The organism is Marinobacter sp. CA1, from assembly GCF_020546665.1.
Lineage (GTDB): Bacteria > Pseudomonadota > Gammaproteobacteria > Pseudomonadales > Oleiphilaceae > Marinobacter > Marinobacter xestospongiae.
Map to the genome: position 1 here is coordinate 1,988,997 of NZ_CP071785.1, position 19,599 is coordinate 2,008,595.

The 19,599-nt window shown below is 60.2% G+C and carries 14 protein-coding genes; 8 read left to right on the top strand and 6 right to left on the bottom strand.

Translation table 11 applies throughout. The features are described 5' to 3' along the window. Positions 1 to 151 precede the first annotated feature (151 nt). From J2887_RS09210 to xseA, 4 genes are all read right to left on the bottom strand, one after another. A complete protein-coding gene (locus J2887_RS09210) occupies positions 152 to 1,564 on the bottom strand; it encodes an IS1182 family transposase (RefSeq protein ID WP_227172197.1) in 1,413 nt (470 codons plus the stop codon). 145 nt (positions 1,565 to 1,709) lie between these two features. Further along, positions 1,710 to 1,919 carry a cold-shock protein gene (locus J2887_RS09215; protein WP_227175701.1) on the bottom strand — a complete coding sequence of 70 codons (210 nt, stop codon included), beginning with the start codon at positions 1,917 to 1,919 and terminating at the stop codon, positions 1,710 to 1,712. Positions 1,920 to 2,234: 315 nt separating this feature from the next. Then, entirely contained in the window at positions 2,235 to 4,109 is a 1,875-nt protein-coding gene (locus J2887_RS09220) for a propionyl-CoA synthetase (protein ID WP_227175702.1), read from the bottom strand. Between the two features lie 250 nt (positions 4,110 to 4,359). Then, on the bottom strand, positions 4,360 to 5,721 hold the full coding sequence (gene xseA / locus J2887_RS09225; RefSeq protein WP_227175703.1) for an exodeoxyribonuclease VII large subunit: 1,362 nt from the start codon (positions 5,719 to 5,721) through the stop codon (positions 4,360 to 4,362). 216 nt (positions 5,722 to 5,937) lie between these two features. Here xseA and guaB point away from each other — a divergent pair, with 216 nt between their 5' ends. The 6 genes from guaB (at position 5,938) to J2887_RS09255 (ending at position 14,765) form a co-directional block, all read left to right on the top strand. Continuing rightward, entirely contained in the window at positions 5,938 to 7,401 is a 1,464-nt protein-coding gene (gene guaB / locus J2887_RS09230) for an IMP dehydrogenase (RefSeq protein WP_227175704.1), read from the top strand. A gap of 80 nt (positions 7,402 to 7,481) precedes the next feature. Beyond that, a complete protein-coding gene (gene guaA, locus J2887_RS09235; protein WP_227175705.1) occupies positions 7,482 to 9,059 on the top strand; it encodes a glutamine-hydrolyzing GMP synthase in 1,578 nt (525 codons plus the stop codon). 140 nt (positions 9,060 to 9,199) lie between these two features. Further along, a complete protein-coding gene (locus J2887_RS09240; protein ID WP_227175706.1) occupies positions 9,200 to 10,612 on the top strand; it encodes an IS1182 family transposase in 1,413 nt (470 codons plus the stop codon). 118 nt (positions 10,613 to 10,730) lie between these two features. Further along, the gene (locus J2887_RS09245; protein ID WP_227175707.1) at positions 10,731 to 11,198 is read left to right on the top strand and encodes a hypothetical protein; all 468 of its coding nucleotides are present in this window, start codon (positions 10,731 to 10,733) and stop codon (positions 11,196 to 11,198) included. Between the two features lie 201 nt (positions 11,199 to 11,399). Further along, on the top strand, positions 11,400 to 12,674 hold the full coding sequence (locus tag J2887_RS09250) for an ATP-grasp domain-containing protein (protein WP_227175708.1): 1,275 nt from the start codon (positions 11,400 to 11,402) through the stop codon (positions 12,672 to 12,674). Positions 12,675 to 12,749: 75 nt separating this feature from the next. Then, on the top strand, positions 12,750 to 14,765 hold the full coding sequence (locus J2887_RS09255) for a hypothetical protein (protein WP_227175709.1): 2,016 nt from the start codon (positions 12,750 to 12,752) through the stop codon (positions 14,763 to 14,765). 27 nt (positions 14,766 to 14,792) lie between these two features. Here the strand turns inward: J2887_RS09255 and J2887_RS09260 are convergent, their stop codons facing one another. Beyond that, positions 14,793 to 15,737, bottom strand: a complete 945-nt coding sequence (locus J2887_RS09260) for a DUF4880 domain-containing protein (RefSeq protein ID WP_227175710.1) — start codon at positions 15,735 to 15,737, stop codon at positions 14,793 to 14,795. Next, on the bottom strand, positions 15,734 to 16,252 hold the full coding sequence (locus tag J2887_RS09265) for a sigma-70 family RNA polymerase sigma factor (RefSeq protein ID WP_227175711.1): 519 nt from the start codon (positions 16,250 to 16,252) through the stop codon (positions 15,734 to 15,736). Before J2887_RS09265 ends, J2887_RS09260 begins: the two co-directional genes overlap by 4 nt. 246 nt (positions 16,253 to 16,498) lie before the next feature. Here J2887_RS09265 and J2887_RS09270 point away from each other — a divergent pair, with 246 nt between their 5' ends. Both J2887_RS09270 and J2887_RS09275 read left to right on the top strand, forming a co-directional pair. Then, positions 16,499 to 17,653, top strand: a complete 1,155-nt coding sequence (locus J2887_RS09270; protein ID WP_227175712.1) for an efflux RND transporter periplasmic adaptor subunit — start codon at positions 16,499 to 16,501, stop codon at positions 17,651 to 17,653. Further along, positions 17,650 to 19,596 (top strand): MacB family efflux pump subunit, encoded by a 1,947-nt coding sequence (locus J2887_RS09275; protein WP_227175713.1) that lies wholly within the window; start codon positions 17,650 to 17,652, stop codon positions 19,594 to 19,596. The genes J2887_RS09270 and J2887_RS09275 overlap by 4 nt, the downstream gene beginning before the upstream one ends. Positions 19,597 to 19,599: the final 3 nt, after the last annotated feature.

Consider the following 19,599-nt stretch of genomic DNA (forward strand, 5'->3'; position numbering starts at 1 on the left):
CCTTTGCAGACAATAAAAAAGCCGGCATCAGCCGGCTTCAGACTGCTGACAAACCCCGGTTTTCCGGGGTTTGTTGCATTTGGTCGTTCTGTTTTCAACCGACGGTCGCTTGAGTCAGCCTTCCTCGTCGATACTTCCTATCAACCAGTTTTTAAGCCCATGCCAGGATAGACGCCTGTAAGACCAGTGCTGCAAGCGATTTCAGCCCCAAAATACGCGCCAGGAGCTGCGCGATCTTCTTCATATTCTGGGCAGTCGCAGCCAACAGACATTGCTCGCGGACCTTTGACAGCCCTCGCAATCGAGCATAGCGATGGCCATGCAACTGCTTGGCATCCGCGAACGAGCGCTCCACCGTCTCTTGCCGTCGTTTGTATAGCGCCTTGCCCCAAGGCGTTAACCGGTTTTGGTCGACTCGTTCTTTGCTGTCCTGCCAAACATGGCGGGTGAGCACCTTGACGTGGTTAGCGCTGCGCGTGCACTGACCAAGTAGCGGGCAGTCTTTGCAGTGAACCGGGTTGGACTTGTACTCCCGGTAGCCCTGCCGGTTGGTGGTGGCGTAGATCAGCAACTGTCCCTCGGGGCAGCGATAGGTATTGGTTTCCGGGTCATAGGTGAAGGCGCGCTTGGGGAGATAGCCCTTGGGCTTGTTGGGGCGTCGGTAGCCCATCACGCCATAGATGCCCCGGTCTTCCAGGCCCTTGCAGAGACCCGCCGTGTAGTACCCCGCATCCAACCCCACACCCCAGACGTCAAAACCGAAGCGTTCTCGCTGGCGGTCCAACCGATCGAGGTAAGGCCGGCTGTCATGGAGATTGGCCGGGGTCGCGTAACTGTCTGTGATGATGGCATGACGCCCATCCACCGTCCGGTGGTCCAGATAGAAGAAGCCCTTGGGTTTCCCTTCCCGCACCATGTAACCGCTGTCCGAGTCGGTACGACTCACCTTGGTGTCCTTCATTTTGGGCGGCTGCTCGGACAACTTCGTTTTCAGCGGCTGCTTGCCATGAGCCTTGCGGTCGCTCTCGATCGCCTGCTCCAAACTCTCCAGGTAATCCACCACCTTCACTTCCGCCTGTGCCAGGTCGTACTTGTTCTTGTTGGCGTTGGCCTTGAGGTGGGTGCTGTCGGTGTAGAGCACTTCGCCACCAACCAGGCCGTACCTCATGGCCTGAAGCACGATCTCATCGAAGATCTCCTGATAGATGTGGCTGTCATGAAAGCGACGACGGCGGTTCTGGCTCAGCGTGGAGGCATCTGGCACCTTGTCGGTCAGGTTGAAACGCAGGAACCAGCGGTAGGCCACATTGACCTGAATCTCCCGCACCAGCTGCCGCTCACTGCGGATACCGAACAGGTAGCCCAGAAACAGCATCTTGAACAACACCACCGGATCAAGGGCCGGGCGGCCGTTGTTTGCGCAATACAGGTGCCGTACACGCTCACGAATGAACTCGAAATCAATGGCGTGATCGATTGAGCGAAGCAGATGGGTTTCAGGAACCAGGGACTCGAGACAGACCATCTCGAGTTCGTGTTGTTGTGGGGAGGGCTCTTTGAGCATGGGGCAGCCTCTGGAAAGTCGCTGACCCAATTACAACAAACCCCCGCTACCATGGCGAGGGTTTGTCAGCAGTCTGAAGCCGGCATCAGCCGGCTTTTTTATTGTCCATTACCCGTGAGGGGCATGGGGCAGAGTGCGCTCATCGTTAAACGACCGTTACGTTCTCTGCCTGGGGACCTTTCGGGCCCTGGGTAACGGTGAACTGCACCTGCTGGCCTTCAGCCAGGGTACGGAACCCGGATGAGTTGATTGCACTGTAATGAACAAATACGTCACTACCGCCTTCCTGTGCGATGAAACCGAAGCCCTTGGCCTCGTTGAACCACTTGACGTGGCCAGTTTTTGTATCTGACATCGATCTTTCCTGTATTTCCGAAATTGTGCCCTCACGGGACCATCCAATATCCCTTGCGGAATATCCTTTGCTGAGAAATCCAGGAGTACCGAGGAAGGAGCAACGCATAGCTGACAAGCGGGACGTTGAAGCGCATTCACACAGACTGCTGCATTTTCACAGCAAATTCAGTATAGACCTTGATCAAGGGGCGTCAACGCCTTTTTTGTCCTTTCTGGCAGGAATTTTAAGGATAAAAAACAAGGTGTTGTAACGCTTTTGTCACGAGCGGCCACCCGCCCGCTTAAATGCGGGCGGGGCCGGCGGTGAGCCACCTCAGGGGCTGAACTGGTGGCTGATCTCCTCCAGTATGGCCGGGTCGTCAATGGTGCTGGGCACCGAGTACTCTTCGCCGTCGGCGATCTGACGAATGACTCGCCGCAGAATCTTGCCGGAGCGGGTTTTGGGCAGGCGATCCACGACCATCGCCTGTTTGAAACAGGCGATGGCACCGATCCGGTCCCGCACCATTTCCACCAGCTCATCTTCCAGTTCTTCGTGGGCGATGGTGGCGCCGTCCTTGACCAGCACCAGGCCGATCGGAATCTGCCCCTTGAGTTCGTCACGGGCGCCTACCACGCAACATTCGGCGACCGCCGGGTGCGAGGCAATGATCTCTTCCATCTCGCCAGTCGAGAGGCGGTGACCGGCCACGTTGATGACGTCGTCGGTGCGGCCCATGATGAACACATAGCCTTCTTCATCGATGTAGCCGCCATCTCCGGAGGTGTAGAAGCCCGGCAGTGGCTCCAGATAGGTACGGCGGAATCGGTCATCATCTCCCCACACCGTGGACAGGCAACCCGGGGGCAGGGGAAGTTTGATGGCAACCTGGCCCTGTGTGCCAGCAGGCTGTGGTCGGCCCTCGGTGTCGACGATCTGAACATCGTAGCCGGGGGAGGGGAAGGTCGCGGAGCCGGGTTTGGTGGCGGCCATCTCGATGCCGGCCGGGTTGCAGCAGATCGCCCAGCCGGTCTCGGTTTGCCACCAGTGATCCAGTACCGGCAGCCGGGTATGTTCCCGCAGCCATTCATAGGTGGGTGGATCGAGCCGTTCCCCCGCCAGGAAGATCCGCTTCAGTGAGCTGATGTCGTAGCGGTTGAGCTGGTCGGCTTCCGGGTCCTCCTTGCGGACGGCTCTGAAGGCGGTGGGTGCGGTGAACAGCAGGTTGACCTTATGCTCCTGGCACACCCGCCAGAAGGCGCCGGCATCGGGGGTTTTCACCGGCTTGCCCTCGTAGAGCACGGTGGTGCAGCCAGCGAACAGGGGCGCATAAACGATGTAGCTGTGGCCGACCACCCAGCCGACATCCGATGCGGCCCAGTAGACGTCACCGGGTTTGGCGTCGTACACCAGTGACATGCTGTAGCGCATGGCGACCGCGTGGCCGCCATTTTCCCGTACCACGCCTTTCGGTTTGCCGGTGGTGCCCGAGGTGTAAAGGATATAGAGCGGATCACCGGAGCCCATGGCAACGGGGTCTGCCGGCGTGGCGCCGGCTTCTGCGGCTTGCCAGTCCAGGTCGCGGCCGGCTTCGAGGCTGGCGGTGGCTTGCGGGCGTTGCAGCACAATGCAGCATTCCGGCTTGTGCCGGGCTTGGCGGATGGCGTTGTCGACCAGCGGCTTGTATTCAATGACCCGGTTGACCTCAATGCCACAGGAGGCGGTAACAATGGCCTTGGGTGTGGCGTCATCAATACGGACGGCGAGTTCATTGGCGGCAAACCCACCAAAGACGACTGAGTGGATGGCGCCGATTCTGGCGCAGGCCAGCATGGCAATGGCGGCTTCCGGTACCATCGGCATGTACACGATGACCCGGTCACCCCTGCCAATTCCCTGGTTGATCAACGCGCCTGCAAACAGCGCCACCCGGTCTCGGAGTTCGGTGTAGGTAAAGGTTGCCCGGGTATCGGTGACCGGAGAATCGTAGATCAGTGCGACCTGATCGCCGCGGCCGGCACGAATATTTGCATCCAGCGCCAGATCGGAGCTGTTGAGCTGGCCATCGGGAAACCATTGGCCGTGGCCCTGTCCCCGGTCTTCCCAGATGATCTCCGGGCTCTTGATCCAGTCGATTTGGCTGGCCTGCTCCCGCCAGAAGTCCTCTCTCTGGCGAATGGAGCGATCAAACTCTGAACGATAGGTCATTCGTCCACCTCTATCCCCAAGCTGTTGTATTTGTTGTTGGCTGTGTTGGAGCGTCTGGACAGTGTCGGCGGTCGCTACAGATGCGACTCCCGCGTCGTGATGATGGGTATTGATGTGCCTGACTGTCTTCAGAGGCTCATTACCAGACTGTAGGCAGTTTCCTGGCGAGAACTACTAGACCATAGGCTAAGCCGGTGCCGGGGCGGGCCCGGAACCGGTTGTCAGGGGTGCGTCAGGGGAGGTCGCCGGGCTACTCCGACGCTTCCGGGGCGTGGGTTGCGGTGACCACGGCTGATACCGAGCCCTGGGCAAGGCGGGCGCGGATCTGATCACCGGGGCTGAGATCTCCGGGATTGCGAACGATCCGCTCCTGCGGGTCCTGGACGATAGCGTAGCCCCGGCCCAGCGTGGCCAGTGGGCTGACCACATGCAGAGTCTGGCCAAGGTGTCCGAGTCGATCCCGGGCGTGGTCCAGGCGCTGTCCAAAGGCCTGTCGCAATCGCTGGTTCAGTTGGTCGACGTCGCGATGCTTCTGGCTGACCTGTTGCAGTGGCGAGCGCCCCTTCAGGCGTTGCCCCAGGTTCTGCAGTCGTATCTGGTCCCGTTCTGCCCGTTGGCGGATGGCGCTCTGAAAGCGCAGTTCGAGTTCGTCCAGTCGCTGGGCCTTGTCTTGCAGTTCCCGCCGAGGGTCTCGCAACCGCGCTGCGAGGTGGGCCAGTTGCTGCCTTTGACGCTGGATGGTGCGACGGGCTGCGTGTTGCAGGCGTTGCTGGTGCTCGTCGAGTCGCATCAGCCACTGCTGCTGGTCGGGTGACACCTTCTCGGCGGCGGCAGATGGCGTCGGTGCTCTCAGGTCGGCGACAAAATCGGCGATGGTGACGTCGACTTCGTGGCCGACCGCACTCACCGTTGGAATCCGGCAGTTGGCCAGGGCACGGGCAACCCGCTCCTCGTTGAAGCACCAGAGATCTTCCAGCGAGCCGCCGCCGCGTCCGACGATCAGGACATCGGCCTGGTTATGGGCCTGGGCGGCGTTCAGGGCGGCGACGATGTCGTCGGTTGCGGCCTGACCCTGGACGGCGGTGGGGTAAAGCGTCACCGGTATTGCCGGGCACCGGCGGGCCAGTACCGTCAGGATGTCATGAATGGCAGCACCGGTGGGCGAGGTCACCACGCCTATGTGGCGGGGCGGAAACGGAATCGGACGTTTGCGGTCGGCGTCGAAGAGGCCTTCCTGGCTGAGCTTTGCCTTGAGGGCTTCAAAAGCCTGCTGCAGTGAGCCCTGGCCGGCCGGCTCCATGTGTTCGACAATGATCTGGAAGTCGCCGCGGTTCTCATACAGGCTGACCTTGCCGCGAAGGCGCACCTGGTCGCCTTCCAGCGGAATCTGCCGCAGTCGCTGGTTGAAGCCGCGGAACATGGCGCAGCGCACCTGGCAGCGACTGTCTTTCAAAGTAAAGTACCAGTGACCCGAGGAGGGGCGCGACAGGCTCGATAGCTCGCCTTCGATCCAGGCCTGCATAAAGCTGGTTTCCAGCAGGTGGCGGACCTGATGATTCAGTTCGCTGACGGTCAGCGCCCGTGGGCGGGTGGTGAGCGGTGGGGTGTCCATGACGGGCCTTATACGTGAATGCCGAAAATACAGGTGGCTAAAACTAACCGAAATTCAAAAAGATGCAATCAAGACTTCAAAGAAGGACGGTTTACTGTCCTCAGGAGCGGCTTTATAATAGATCGATTAAGGATTTTGCTTTGCAACACTGCGGGTGAATCCACCCTGTAGGCGGCAGTAAATCCTCAACTTAGCACGTTCAAAAGGCGGGTCCCAATGCTGCGAATTGCCGAAGAAGCCCTCACGTTTGATGATGTCCTGCTTGTTCCCGGACACTCCGAAGTTTTGCCCAAGGATGTCAGCCTGAAAACCCGGCTGACCAAGGACATTTCCCTCAACATCCCCCTGTTGTCTGCCGCGATGGATACCGTAACCGAGGCCGAACTGGCGATCGCCATGGCTCAGGAAGGCGGCATCGGCATCATGCACAAGAACATGTCTGTTGAGCAACAGGCAGCAGCGGTTCGCAAGGTCAAGAAATTTGAGAGCGGCGTGGTGAAAGACCCGATTACCGTGTCGCCCAGCACCACCGTTCGTGAACTGCTGGACATTACCACCGCCAACAACATCTCCGGGCTGCCGGTGGTGGATGGTCGTGACCTGGTGGGGATCGTCACCGGTCGCGATATCCGCTTCGAGAGCCGTCTCGACACGCCGGTGTCTGACATCATGACGCCGAAGGAAAAACTGGTCACTGTTCAGGAAGGCGGCGATCTTGAGGAAGTGAAAGAACTGCTTCACCGTCACCGTATTGAGAAAGTGTTGGTGGTGAACGACAGCTTCGAACTCCGCGGTCTGATCACCGTCAAGGATATCCAGAAGGCCAAGGACTACCCGCTGGCAGCCAAAGATGAGCAGGGCCGTCTCCGCGTCGGTGCCGCCGTCGGTACCGGTGGCGACACCGAAGCCCGGATCTCTGCGCTGGTGGAAGCCGGTGTTGATGTGATCGTTGTCGATACTGCCCATGGTCATTCCAAGGGCGTTATTGATCGGGTGCGTTGGGTCAAGCAGACCTATCCCCAGGTTCAGGTTATCGGTGGCAACATCGCCACTGCCGAAGCGGCAATTGCCCTTGCTGACGCCGGCGCTGACGCCGTCAAGGTTGGCATCGGTCCTGGCTCCATCTGCACCACCCGCATCGTGGCGGGCATTGGTGTGCCCCAGGTCACCGCAGTATCCAATGTTGCTGAAGCGCTGAAGGATCGCGGTGTACCGCTGATTGCTGATGGCGGTGTACGGTTCTCCGGTGACCTGGCCAAGGCCATCGCCGCCGGCGCGCACTGTGTCATGGTTGGCAGCCTGCTGGCCGGTACCGATGAGGCGCCGGGTGAAGTGGAGCTGTTCCAGGGCCGAAGCTACAAGGCCTACCGCGGTATGGGCTCCATCGGTGCCATGGGACAGGGCTCCAGTGACCGTTACTTCCAGGATGCCAGCGAAGGCGTCGAGAAGCTGGTGCCGGAAGGCATTGAAGGCCGGGTTGCCTGTAAGGGACCGATGCGCAACATCGTTCATCAGCTGATGGGCGGTCTGCGGGCCTCCATGGGCTATACCGGCAGCGCCGACATGGATGAGATGCGCACCAAGCCGCAGTTCGTTCGTATTACCAACGCCGGGATGCGGGAAAGCCACGTCCACGACGTGACCATTACCAAGGAAGCACCCAACTATCGCGTTGGCTGATCGCGACCGCCTAGGGCCGGCCCAGTGGGTCGGCCGTTTTCGTTTAACCGGTCGTTGACTTTACTTGCATTGAGGAACCCATGGCCCAGAACATTCATGACCACCGTATCCTGATTCTTGATTTTGGCTCCCAGTACACCCAGTTGATTGCCCGCCGCGTTCGGGAAATCGGTGTGTACTGTGAAATCCGTCCGTTCGACATTTCCGGTGACGAGCTCAATGAGTTCAATCCCAAGGGAATCATTCTGGCGGGTGGTCCGGAATCGGTCACGGAGCTGGGAGGCCCGCGTGCGCCGGAAGGCCTGTTTGAGCGTGGTATTCCAGTACTGGGCATCTGCTACGGCATGCAGACCATGGCCGAGCAACTCGGTGGCAAAGTGGCCAGCTCCGACAAGCGCGAGTTCGGCTATGCCCAGGTCAAGGTGCGTGCCGAAGGGCCGCTGCTGAAAGACATCAAAGACCACCTGACGGCAACCGGTGACGCCCTGCTGGACGTGTGGATGAGTCATGGCGACAAGGTCGTCACCATGCCTGAAGGCTTTGAGCTGCTGGCGTCCACCGAGAGCGCACCGATTGCCGCGATGCAGGATCTCAGCCGCAACCTGTACGGTGTCCAGTTCCACCCGGAAGTGACTCACACCCTGCAGGGCAAACGCATTCTGGAGCATTTCGCACTGAACATCTGTCAGTGTGAAGCTCTGTGGACTCCGGCCAAGATCGTTGATGATGCCGTTGCGCAGATCAAGCAGCAGGTGGGTGATGACAAGGTGTTGCTGGCACTGTCCGGCGGTGTGGACTCGTCGGTCACCGCGGCGCTGCTGCACAAGGCGATTGGCGACCAGCTGACCTGTGTGTTTGTCGACAATGGTCTGTTGCGCCTGAACGAAGGCGAGCAGGTGATGGACATGTTCGCCCGCAACATGGGTGTGAAAGTCATCAAGGTGGACGCTGAGGACCTGTTCCTGGGCAAGCTCAAGGGCGTGTCTGACCCCGAACAGAAGCGCAAGGTTATCGGCAACACCTTCATCGACGTGTTCGATGACGAAGCCGCCAAGATCACCGATGTGAACTGGCTTGCCCAGGGCACCATCTACCCGGACGTGATCGAGTCCGCCGCCTCCAAGACCGGCAAGGCGCATGTGATCAAATCCCACCACAACGTGGGCGGGCTGCCGGAAACCATGAAGATGAAGCTGGTTGAGCCGCTGCGGGAACTGTTCAAGGACGAAGTTCGCAAGATCGGCCTGGAGCTGGGCCTGCCGTACGACATGGTCTACCGTCACCCGTTCCCGGGACCGGGTCTGGGTGTACGTATCCTCGGTGAGGTGCACAAGGAGTACGCGGATATCCTGCGTCGCGCCGATGCCATCTTCATCGAGGAGCTGCATCGCGCGGACTACTACCACAAAACCAGCCAGGCGTTTGCTGTGTTCCTGCCGGTGAAGTCGGTCGGTGTGGTCGGCGACGCCCGTCGCTACGAGTACGTGGTGGCGCTGCGCGCGGTGGAAACCATCGACTTCATGACCGCTCGCTGGGCGCATCTGCCTTACGACCTGCTGGAGACCGTATCCAACCGCATCATCAACGAGATTAGCGGTGTGTCCCGGGTGACCTACGATGTGTCATCCAAGCCACCGGCAACGATTGAGTGGGAATGATCACACGTTAGGCAGTAGCCGGCAATAATCGCTAAATAGAAAAAGCCCATGTTTTCATGGGCTCAGACTGCTGACAAACCCTCGCCATGGTAGCGGGGGTTTGTTGTAATTGGGGTCAGCGACTTTCCAGAGGCTGCCCCATGCTCAAAGAGCCCTCCCCACAACAACACGAACTCGAGATGGTCTGTCTCGAGTCCCTGGTTCCTGAAACCCATCTGCTTCGCTTAATCGATCACGCCATTGATTTCGAGTTCATTCGTGAGCGTGTACGGCACCTGTATTGCGCGAACAACGGCCGCCCGGCCCTTGATCCGGTGGTGTTGTTCAAGATGCTGTTTCTGGGCTACCTGTTCGGTATCCGCAGTGAGCGGCAGCTGGTGCGGGAGATTCAGGTCAATGTGGCCTACCGCTGGTTCCTGCGTTTCAACCTGACCGACAAGGTGCCAGATGCCTCCACGCTGAGCCAGAACCGCCGTCGTCGCTTTCATGACAGCCACATCTATCAGGAGATCTTCGATGAGATCGTGCTTCAGGCCATGAGGTACGGCCTGGTTGGTGGCGAAGTGCTCTACACCGACAGCACCCACCTCAAGGCCAACGCCAACAAGAACAAGTACGACCTGGCACAGGCGGAAGTGAAGGTGGTGGATTACCTGGAGAGTCTGGAGCAGGCGATCGAGAGCGACCGCAAGGCTCATGGCAAGCAGCCGCTGAAAACGAAGCTGTCCGAGCAGCCGCCCAAAATGAAGGACACCAAGGTGAGTCGTACCGACTCGGACAGCGGTTACATGGTGCGGGAAGGGAAACCCAAGGGCTTCTTCTATCTGGACCACCGGACGGTGGATGGGCGTCATGCCATCATCACAGACAGTTACGCGACCCCGGCCAATCTCCATGACAGCCGGCCTTACCTCGATCGGTTGGACCGCCAGCGAGAACGCTTCGGTTTTGACGTCTGGGGTGTGGGGTTGGATGCGGGGTACTACACGGCGGGTCTCTGCAAGGGCCTGGAAGACCGGGGCATCTATGGCGTGATGGGCTACCGACGCCCCAACAAGCCCAAGGGCTATCTCCCCAAGCGCGCCTTCACCTATGACCCGGAAACCAATACCTATCGCTGCCCCGAGGGACAGTTGCTGATCTACGCCACCACCAACCGGCAGGGCTACCGGGAGTACAAGTCCAACCCGGTTCACTGCAAAGACTGCCCGCTACTTGGTCAGTGCACGCGCAGCGCTAACCACGTCAAGGTGCTCACCCGCCACGTTTGGCAGGACAGCAAAGAACGAGTCGACCAAAACCGGTTAACGCCTTGGGGCAAGGCGCTATACAAACGACGGCAAGAGACGGTGGAGCGCTCGTTCGCGGATGCCAAGCAGTTGCATGGCCATCGCTATGCTCGATTGCGAGGGCTGTCAAAGGTCCGCGAGCAATGTCTGTTGGCTGCGACTGCCCAGAATATGAAGAAGATCGCGCAGCTCCTGGCGCGTATTTTGGGGCTGAAATCGCTTGCAGCACTGGTCTTACAGGCGTCTATCCTGGCATGGGCTTAAAAACTGGTTGATAGGAAGTATCGACGAGGAAGGCTGACTCAAGCGACCGTCGGCTGAAAACAGAACGACCAAATGCAACAAACCCCGGAAAACCGGGGTTTGTCAGCAGTCTGAGCCCATGTTTTCATGGGCTTTTTTGTATCTGGCAGTATCGGGTAACCACTGGCCGTGGGGAGCAGGCCAAGAAGGGCTGTCGCTTGCCCGGTTTGGACCTCACGATATGAGACGGAGCATTCAGGTGAAATGGATAATCGCTTTTTTGTCAGTGTCCTTGATTGGGAGCAACCTGTTCTGGCTTGCTATTGTCGTGGATCAGGGTGTGACGTCGTCTTATCGTGACCAACAGATCCATGAACTGGATGAAACACGCAAGCAACTGATGGCGGCGTTGCCGGAGTTGGCTGGGCATCTCGGTAAGGAGGAGGTAGTCTCGATTTTCGGCAGGCACACTGAAGTGAATATCTATGAGAAATCAGGGTGTACCTGGGCTGGTTGGGTTGGTCTGAAATTCCACGAACGTGGCACGTTGCAGGCCGTCTTGCCGGTTTGGGATTACGGTGGTAACCCCTGCCTTGAAAGCTTTTGATTGGGCGGGGCTTGTCAGAGGCTCCTTAAAAGTTCTCTTATTTCTATAAAATATAAGCATCGCTGCGTGCTCCCTGCAACCCGCATGTTCCTTGGTATTGCGCTCCACAACGGACTGACCAGAATCTGGTTGCGAATTATCCAAACGCTGACTAAGCCTGTAGGGTGGTGTTAACCACAGTCGAAAAGGAGGTTTTGCGTAATGGCTCAGTACCAGGCAACACCAGATTCGCAGGGGGGCAGTCGGCAGCAGCGGCCGCGTGATCCGAGTAAGGGGTACGTTGCCCTGTTGGGATGGTCGTTGAACGCGGTGGAGGCGGCGGACCGTTTTGATCGCCGTTACGTGGTGGTGGCGCCCGAATGGGCGGAAGACTACTGCAAGGAGCACGACATTCCCTACGTGCCCTGGAATTTCGAACGCATCAATGACCGTTCCATGGAGATTGCCCAGACCCTCAAGGAGATGGGGGTGAATGTGGCGATTCCACTGTTCGAGGAAACGGTGGAATGGGCCGGTGCGATCAACTCCGTATTGCTGAACAACCCACGATTGCTGGGGCAGGCGATGCTGTTGCGGGACAAGGCGCTGATGAAACGTCGGGCCCAGTTGGGTGGCATTCGTGTTGGCATTTTCGAGGAAGCCCATGACAAAGAGGACGTGATACGCTTCCTCAAACGGGTTAACCAGACCCTGTTGAAACTCGATGGCGATCCCAATGATCCCATCCATCTCAAGGCCTTCGACAAGGCTGGCTGTCTCGGCCATCGGGTGATCCGCTCACCGGATGAGGTGGATGCCATTCCCGATGAAGAGTTCCCGGTGTTGATGGAGTCCCATCTGGATGGGTGGGAGTTTGCGGTCGAAGCCTGGATTCACCACGGCAAGATCCGCTTCCTGAATATTTCCGAATACGTCACCCTGGGGTATTCGGTGTTTGTGCCGGCATCACCTGAGCTGGAGAAATACCGCGACCAGATCCGTACCCAGATCGAAAAACTGATCAAGACCTTTGATATCGAATTCGGTTTCGTCCACCCGGAGTATTTCGTCACCAGCGATGGCGAAATGTACTTTGGCGAGGTGGCGTACCGTCCGCCCGGCTTCAAGGTGTTTGAGTTGCTGGAGCGGGCGTATGGCTTCAATGCCTACCAGGGTCTGATCCTGGCCTTTGATCCAAAGACCACGGAGGAGGAGATTACCGCGTTCTTTCCCCGCGAGGTGGTGGATGCCAAGGGCTATGCCGGGTGTTTCGGGGTTTACCCGCGGCGACGGGTGGTGAGCCGGCTGGAAATACCGGAAGAGACCGAGGACCACGACTACTTCGAGTCCCATGAGCTTACACCGCCACTTGAGGAAACCGTCACCAAGCGTACGGCGTTCGGTACCCATTGGGGGCTGGTGTACTTCTTCGGTGACGAGCCCCACACCCTGCGGGACCTGCTCAAGCACCAGGAGGACCTGGATTTCTATGTATAATGGCGGTGGCCGTGAGTTCGGCCGCCACTGCTGGCGCTGAGGATCGATCACACCAGCCCCTGTGCAAGGAGTCCAATGAGTACCATTGATACCGGTGATGGCAGTAACGATGCCAAGTTGGCCAAGCTCTCCAGCCAGCTGCTGGATGCCGTCCAGAGCTTGGCGGAGGCGCCTTCGTTCACCCGCGCCGCCAAGCTCCAGCGGTTGCTCGACCTTGGTCGCCGGCTGCTGCTGAACGATGGCGGCTGTGCGGTTCTGGAGCAGTATGCGCCGCAGCTGGAGCAGGCCGGCGTGTTCGCCGGGACCGACTGGGCTTACCCCCAGATCCTCATTCCTGCCCTCAGCGCCTCTTCTCTCAAGAGTGCCAACAGCGACACGGTGGTAATCGAAGCCCTGAGCGACCTGCGTTTGCTGGCGGTGGCGATGGGGGATTACAGCCACGTGTCGGTGTCGTCGGAGCAGGCCCACCATTTCCTGACCCAGGTGCTGGCAGTCAATCTGGACATGCTGTTCAGCCCGCCCACCGAGGCTGAACGCACCCAGCAGGGGCGGATGGCCCTGGCCAGCCGGGCGCTGGTCCGGTACCTGGCTGAGCGGGTTGGCTATGAGCACATCATTGACCGATTGATCGACGAAATCTGGCGCATCCTGCAGCAGCGCCCTATTCAGGTTGACGGCGTCAAACGCATGGTGACCCAGATCGCGGTCTGTCGCGCAGATCCGACGATCAACCTGGGGGCCAGCGGACATGGCGCTGATCGCCTGATCAGCGCTTTGTTTGCCCCGTCGTCAGCCTGCCGCGAGGACCCGGGGCTGGCGGTTTACCAGGAACGGCTGGAGGCAATGGATTCGGCGGCCCTGCAGTCCGAGGCGACCGGGTTCGCCCGTTCCATGCACGATACCGGGCTGGTATCGCCGTACCACGCCACGCTGCTCCGTTTCCTGCTGGATCAGAGCGATTACCTGATTGCCGAGGCCCTGGGGTTGTCCAGTACCGGTCGCGAATGCCTGTTGTGTTACGACCAGCTGGTGCGGGCGATGATCGAGTTCGGTATCTATCCGGAAACCGGGCAGGGGATCTACGGCCTGGCGCTGATGCTGGAACGGGGCATTCTGTATCAGCCTCCGGTGGCGCCCGCGCTGTGGCGGCAGATTGCGCTGCCGATTTCTGACTATTGTCGGCAGCGGCTGAGCCTGGTGTTTGGTAACAGTCCGTCGCCGGAGGTCCGGTTGATGGAAGGTGTGTTGTGTATGCTGGGGCTGCCGTTGGGCGTCGGCCAGGGCAACAACCCCACCTGTCAGTCGGCCCGGGCCCTGTCGATGTGGGCTTACAACGATCCCGATTATCTGTTGCAGATGGTGGTGTGGGCTGCCCGGGATGACGAGATTGTGATGCACTTTGAGGGACAGGCCATTTCTTCGCGGGAGAGTCAGTCCGGCGTGGCGACGGAGATGTCGCTGGATCTTGATCCGGTGTCCCTGGTGGTGGTGCCGCACCTGGACCGGATCTACGCCGAGATGGGACGCCGCTGTGCCGATCGCGAGGGCGATCCCCACCGCTGGATCAACCCGGAATTCCACGGCTGGTGGGCCGGTCGCGGGTTCCGCATCAACGTCGATGTTGCCACCGGCCTGCTGCAGGATCTGGAAGGGTTTCTCAGCCACTTCTATGCCTGCTACCACCCGTTCTACAACGGCAACCAGCCGGTGATCCATCCCCAGCCGGCAGGGATCGCCGTCACCGACAGCGCAGCCCGTTTCATTGGTTGGCATGCCATCACCATTGTGCGGGTGGCCCTCGACCCCGAGGAGCAGATGCGTGTGTACTTCTTCAATCCCAACAATGACAGTGGCCAGAACTGGGGCGATGGCATCCTGGTCAGCACCTCAGGCAAGGGCGAACGTTTCGGCGAGGCGTCACTGACCTTTGAGGAGTTCGCCTCCAGGCTGTACATCTTCCACTACGACCCGCTGGAGCGGGGCGTGCTGGCCAATGTGCCCGCCGAACAGCTACAGGCAGTGATCGACCGGATTCACCGCAGTTGGGGCGACAACCGCCTGCCCGCCAGTGGCTTGCAAGCTCAGGAGTAAATAGCGCTAGCGGCGGACAGACTGTGCTCAAACGGCCTCAATAAACGTCAGCAGTCCAGTCAACTGGCGCACCTGCACCGGCAACGTCTGGGGCAGGGCGGTCAGGGTGTGATCGAGCCGGGCCAGCTGGAAAGCGCCGGAGATCCGCAGGTGGGCAATGCCGGGGGCTAATCGCACATAGCCTCGCCGGTAGCGTTGCAGCTCCGCCACGAACTCGTCCAGCCTCAGGTTATCGGCTACCAGCACCCCACGGGTCCAGGCGTCGGCGTAGGGCTGGACTGGCGCCTGTTGGAGCAAACCGTTGGCGTTGTAGTCGTATCGAACACCCGGATCGGCGCTGATCACCGAGCTGGATTGGCCTGGTGCCAGTGTGGCGGTCCCGGTCAGAATGTTGAGGCGACAGTATTGGCTGTCCACGGCACGAACGTGTAAACGACAGGCGCTCTGTGGCCGAATGCTCCCCTGAGGAGTGGCGATAAGAAAATCTGGTTCGTCGCTGCCGACTGCGGTTTCAACCACAAGTTCCCCGGCCAGCAGCCGCAACTTCGGGGAGGTGCCATGCTCCTCAACCACCGCCCGGGTGTTGGTGTTCAGATGAACCTGAATACCGTTGGGCAGGCGCAGTTGCCGTTGTTCACCGTGGCCTGCGGTGAGGTAGCCCGGCTCCAGGTGGCGCCACCACTCCCGCTCTGTCACCTGGTAACCGAGTCCGCCGGCCGCGGCCATCACGGCGAGCGCCTTGAGAGCATCCCGCCGTTGCAGGCGTGGTCGTCCCAGTGTGGCATGCGCTACCGGTTTGGGCATCAGTCCGAGTTTCTGGCGGACCGCCTCGGCCTTGCTCCAGGCCTGCTCATGCCTGGGGTCGGCCTGGCGCCAACGCAGACAGTCTGCTTCGTCCTGCGCGGTGGCTTCACCGCTGCACAGCAAGCTGAGCCACTGCGCCGCCTCCCGGGCGACATCCCGATCGATCATGCCATCACCATGATGCATTCCTCGAACGCCGTTGCCATATAGCGCTTGACCGTACGCAGGTTGACGTCCAGTTGTTCGGCAATGGCGGCGTAGGTCAGCCCGTCGAGCTGGGACAGCAGGAATGCCTGGCGGACTTTGGGCTTCAGCCGATCAAGGATGGTATCCAGTTCGTACAGGGCCTCGCGAATCAGGTGCTGGGTTTCGGCAGAGGGGTAATGTCGTTCTGGCAGCGCGGCGAGAGCCTCCTGGTAGGCGGTTTCCAGGCTCTGGCGCCGATAATGGTCCTTTACCAGGCGGCCAGCCACCGTGGTGAGGTAGGCCCGGGGTTCGCGGATGTCCAGTGGCTTGTCGTGCCGCTGGCGATGGTTCAGCAGTTTGATGAAGGTGTCCTGGGCAAGGTCTGCCGCCTGCTGACGGCAGCCGAGCTTGTGACGTAGCCAGTTCAGAAGGTAGCCGTGGTGGCCGAGATAGAGTTCACCGATGGCATCGTGTGAGAGGGTGTGAGACGTCGACATACTTCACCATGAATGATAATGCGTATCATTTTATTCATTTACTTGTTACTTTCAACCAGTCGGCACACGGTTGCCGACAAACGTCCCGTCCGGTGTGCGAAGGGTAAATCTTTTGCAAAGCCGCGCGCCTAGACTGTTCCTGAGAACCGCTTTCATTTAGTTTGTAGTCCTGTCCACTGCGACCTGTCTGGCTTCTGGCCGTCGGGTTGTGGCGTCCATAGTTTTACCGGAGGTAGCAGTCACCGCATGTCCCCCACCACAGTCCGCCCCGGTCGTCGGCGGCGTTTACCCCTGTTGTTGATTCTGATAGCGGCTCTGGCCATTGCGTCGGTTGCCGGCTGGTTGTTGGCCGATGACGGCGAGTCCAAACACTCCTTACCCACGGCGAAGGCGGATCGTGGCGATGTCCAGGTGCTGGTCAGCGCCACCGGCGTGCTGGAACCCAACACCTACGTGGATGTCGGCGCGCAGGTGTCTGGCCAGCTGGATGTGATCCATGTGCGGGTCGGGGAGCGGGTAAAAGAAGGGGAGTTACTGGCGGAGATCGACCCAACCATCTACACCGCACGGGTGGATGCCACCCGCGCCCAACTGAGGAATCAGCAGGCCCAGCTGGAGGACCGCAAAGCCAGCCTGAAGCTGGCGCAGATACAGTACCGTCGCCAGGGCAATCTGATGGCGGAGGATGCCACTACCGAGGAAGCCCTGCAGAGTGCCGAGGCGGGCCTAGCGTCGGCGCGAGCTCAGGTGGCCATGTTGGAAGCGCAGATCGAGCAGACATCCTCCACCTTGCGGGCGGAGGAGGCCAACCTTGACTATGCCCGTATCTACGCGCCCATGGATGGCACAGTGGTGTCCATCTCCGCCCGCCAGGGGCAGGCACTGAACGCGGTCCAGCAGGCGCCAGTGTTGATGCGCATCGCCGATCTTCAGACCATGCGGGTGCGGGCCCAGGTGTCTGAGGCGGACATTGGCCGGCTTATGCCTGGCATGGCGGTGTATTTCACCACCCTGGGCAATCCGGACGACCGGATCGAAGGCACTCTGGACTATGTTGAGCCAACGCCAGAGGTCACCAACAACGTCGTGCTCTACAACGCGCTGTTTCGTGTTCCCAACAGCGAAGGCCGGCTGTTGCCGCAGATGACGGCGAAAGTGTTCTTTGTGGTGAAAGAGGCGCTGGATGTGGTGCGGGTTCCGGCGACGGCGATCCACAACGGCGAAGTGCAGCTCGCGACCGCAGCGGGCAGTGAGCCTCGCAAGGTCGAAGTCGGCATCAGCAACCGGGTCCACACTGAGGTTCGCCAGGGCCTGGCAGCGGGCGACGAGGTGCTGCTGAAAACACCGGGCCAGGCTGGAGCAGATGGGGATCGGCCCAGGTTCCGGGGAGTCTTGCGGTGACTGCGCCAGTACCATTGATCCGGCTGGAGGGCATCACCCGCACCTTTGGCGAAGGCGAACTGGCGGTGCCGGTGCTCAAGGGCATTGACCTGACCATTCACCCTGGTGAGTTCGTCGCCATCATGGGGCCTTCCGGTTCGGGAAAATCCACCCTGATGAACATCCTGGGATGCCTGGATGTGGCAGACAGCGGCACTTACACCTTCGATGGCCGGGATGTGTCCGCCATGGATCGGGACGAGCTTGCCCATCTGCGCCGGGAAGCCTTTGGCTTCGTGTTCCAGAGCTATCATCTGTTGCCCGGTGTGAGTGCGGTGGGCAACGTGGAAGTGCCGGCCATATACGCTGGTGTGGCGCCGGATCAGCGTCGGGCCCGGGCGGTTCACCTGCTTGAGGAACTGGGGCTGGCGGAGCGCTTGGCCAATACGCCGTCACAGTTGTCCGGCGGGCAACAACAACGGGTGTCGATTGCCCGGGCTTTGATGAACGGTGGCCAGATCATCCTCGCGGACGAGCCCACCGGTGCCCTGGACAGTGCCAGCGGGCGGGATGTGATGCGGTTACTGGCATCGCTGTCGGAGCGGGGCCACACGGTGATCCTGATTACCCATGATCCCGACGTAGCAGCGGTTGCCCATCGCCAGATCACCATTGCCGATGGCGAGATCACCGGCGACTCTGGCCTCGATGAACCATTACCCACGTCTTCCGCAGCCGGCGCCAAACCGCTCGCCAATCGGCGGACGTCCATGCTGGTGGACTGGCAGGAGGCGTTCCGCAGCGCCTTGCGTTCTCTGCGTTCCAATGTCTTCCGCACCGCGCTGACGCTGCTGGGCATTGTCATCGGGGTTGCCTCGGTGATCACCATGCTGGCGATCGGGGAGGGGGCCAAGAAGGATGTGGTGGATCGCATCAGCGCCATGGGCAGCAACCTGCTGCTGGTGCGACCCGGTGGCCCGGAGCAACGCCATGGTCGCTGGAATGTGACCACGTTGGTGCCTGGCGATTTCAAAGCAATCAACGAATTACCAGGGATTCTTGCTGCAGTACCTGAAGTAACGGGTACCCAGGTGATGCGGTACGGCAATCTCGATCATCAGGCCGAGATCAACGCCACCTCGCACCAGTTTGTGCAGGCCCGGCAGTGGCAGGTGGCCCGGGGCAGCTTTTTCACCGAGGCGGATGAGGACCGCTACGCCGCGGTGGCGGTGCTTGGGCAGTCGGTCGCCAAGGCCCTGTTTCCGGATCAGGACCCCCTGGGGCGTTACCTGATGGTGAACAATGTGCTGTTTCAGGTGATCGGGGTGATGACGGAGCGGGGCGCATCCCCGATGGGGCACGACCAGGACGATGTGGTGCTGGTACCGTACACCACCGGCAATCTGCGTATCTTCGGTCAGCAGCACCTGCGTAACGTGACGGTGGCGGTGTCTGACACTGGTCGTATGGACCAGGTCCAGGACAGCGTGCACCAGTTGCTGTTGGCCCGCCATGGCACCGAGGACTTCCAGATCTTCAACATGGCGTCGCTGATTGAGGCAGTGTCCGAGACCCAGAACACGCTCACCTGGCTGCTGGGTTCCATCGCGGCCATTTCCCTGTTGGTGGGTGGCATCGGGGTGATGAACATCATGCTGGTCAGTGTTACCGAGCGTACCCGGGAGATTGGCATCCGCATGGCAACCGGCGCCCGAAGCTGGCATATCCTGCAGCAGTTTCTGACCGAAGCGTGGCTGGTATCGTCCATCGGTGGTTTGATCGGGGTGGGGCTAGGGTTGACCGCGACCCAGGCGGTGGCGTCGTTCGATACGCCGGTGGCGGTCACCTGGGTGCCGGTGGTGCTGGCCTTCAGCTGTGCTTTCGCCACCGGATTGTTTTTCGGGTACCTGCCGGCCCACAAGGCCGCCAAGCTGGACCCGGTTCATGCATTGGCGTCGGAGTAGCCT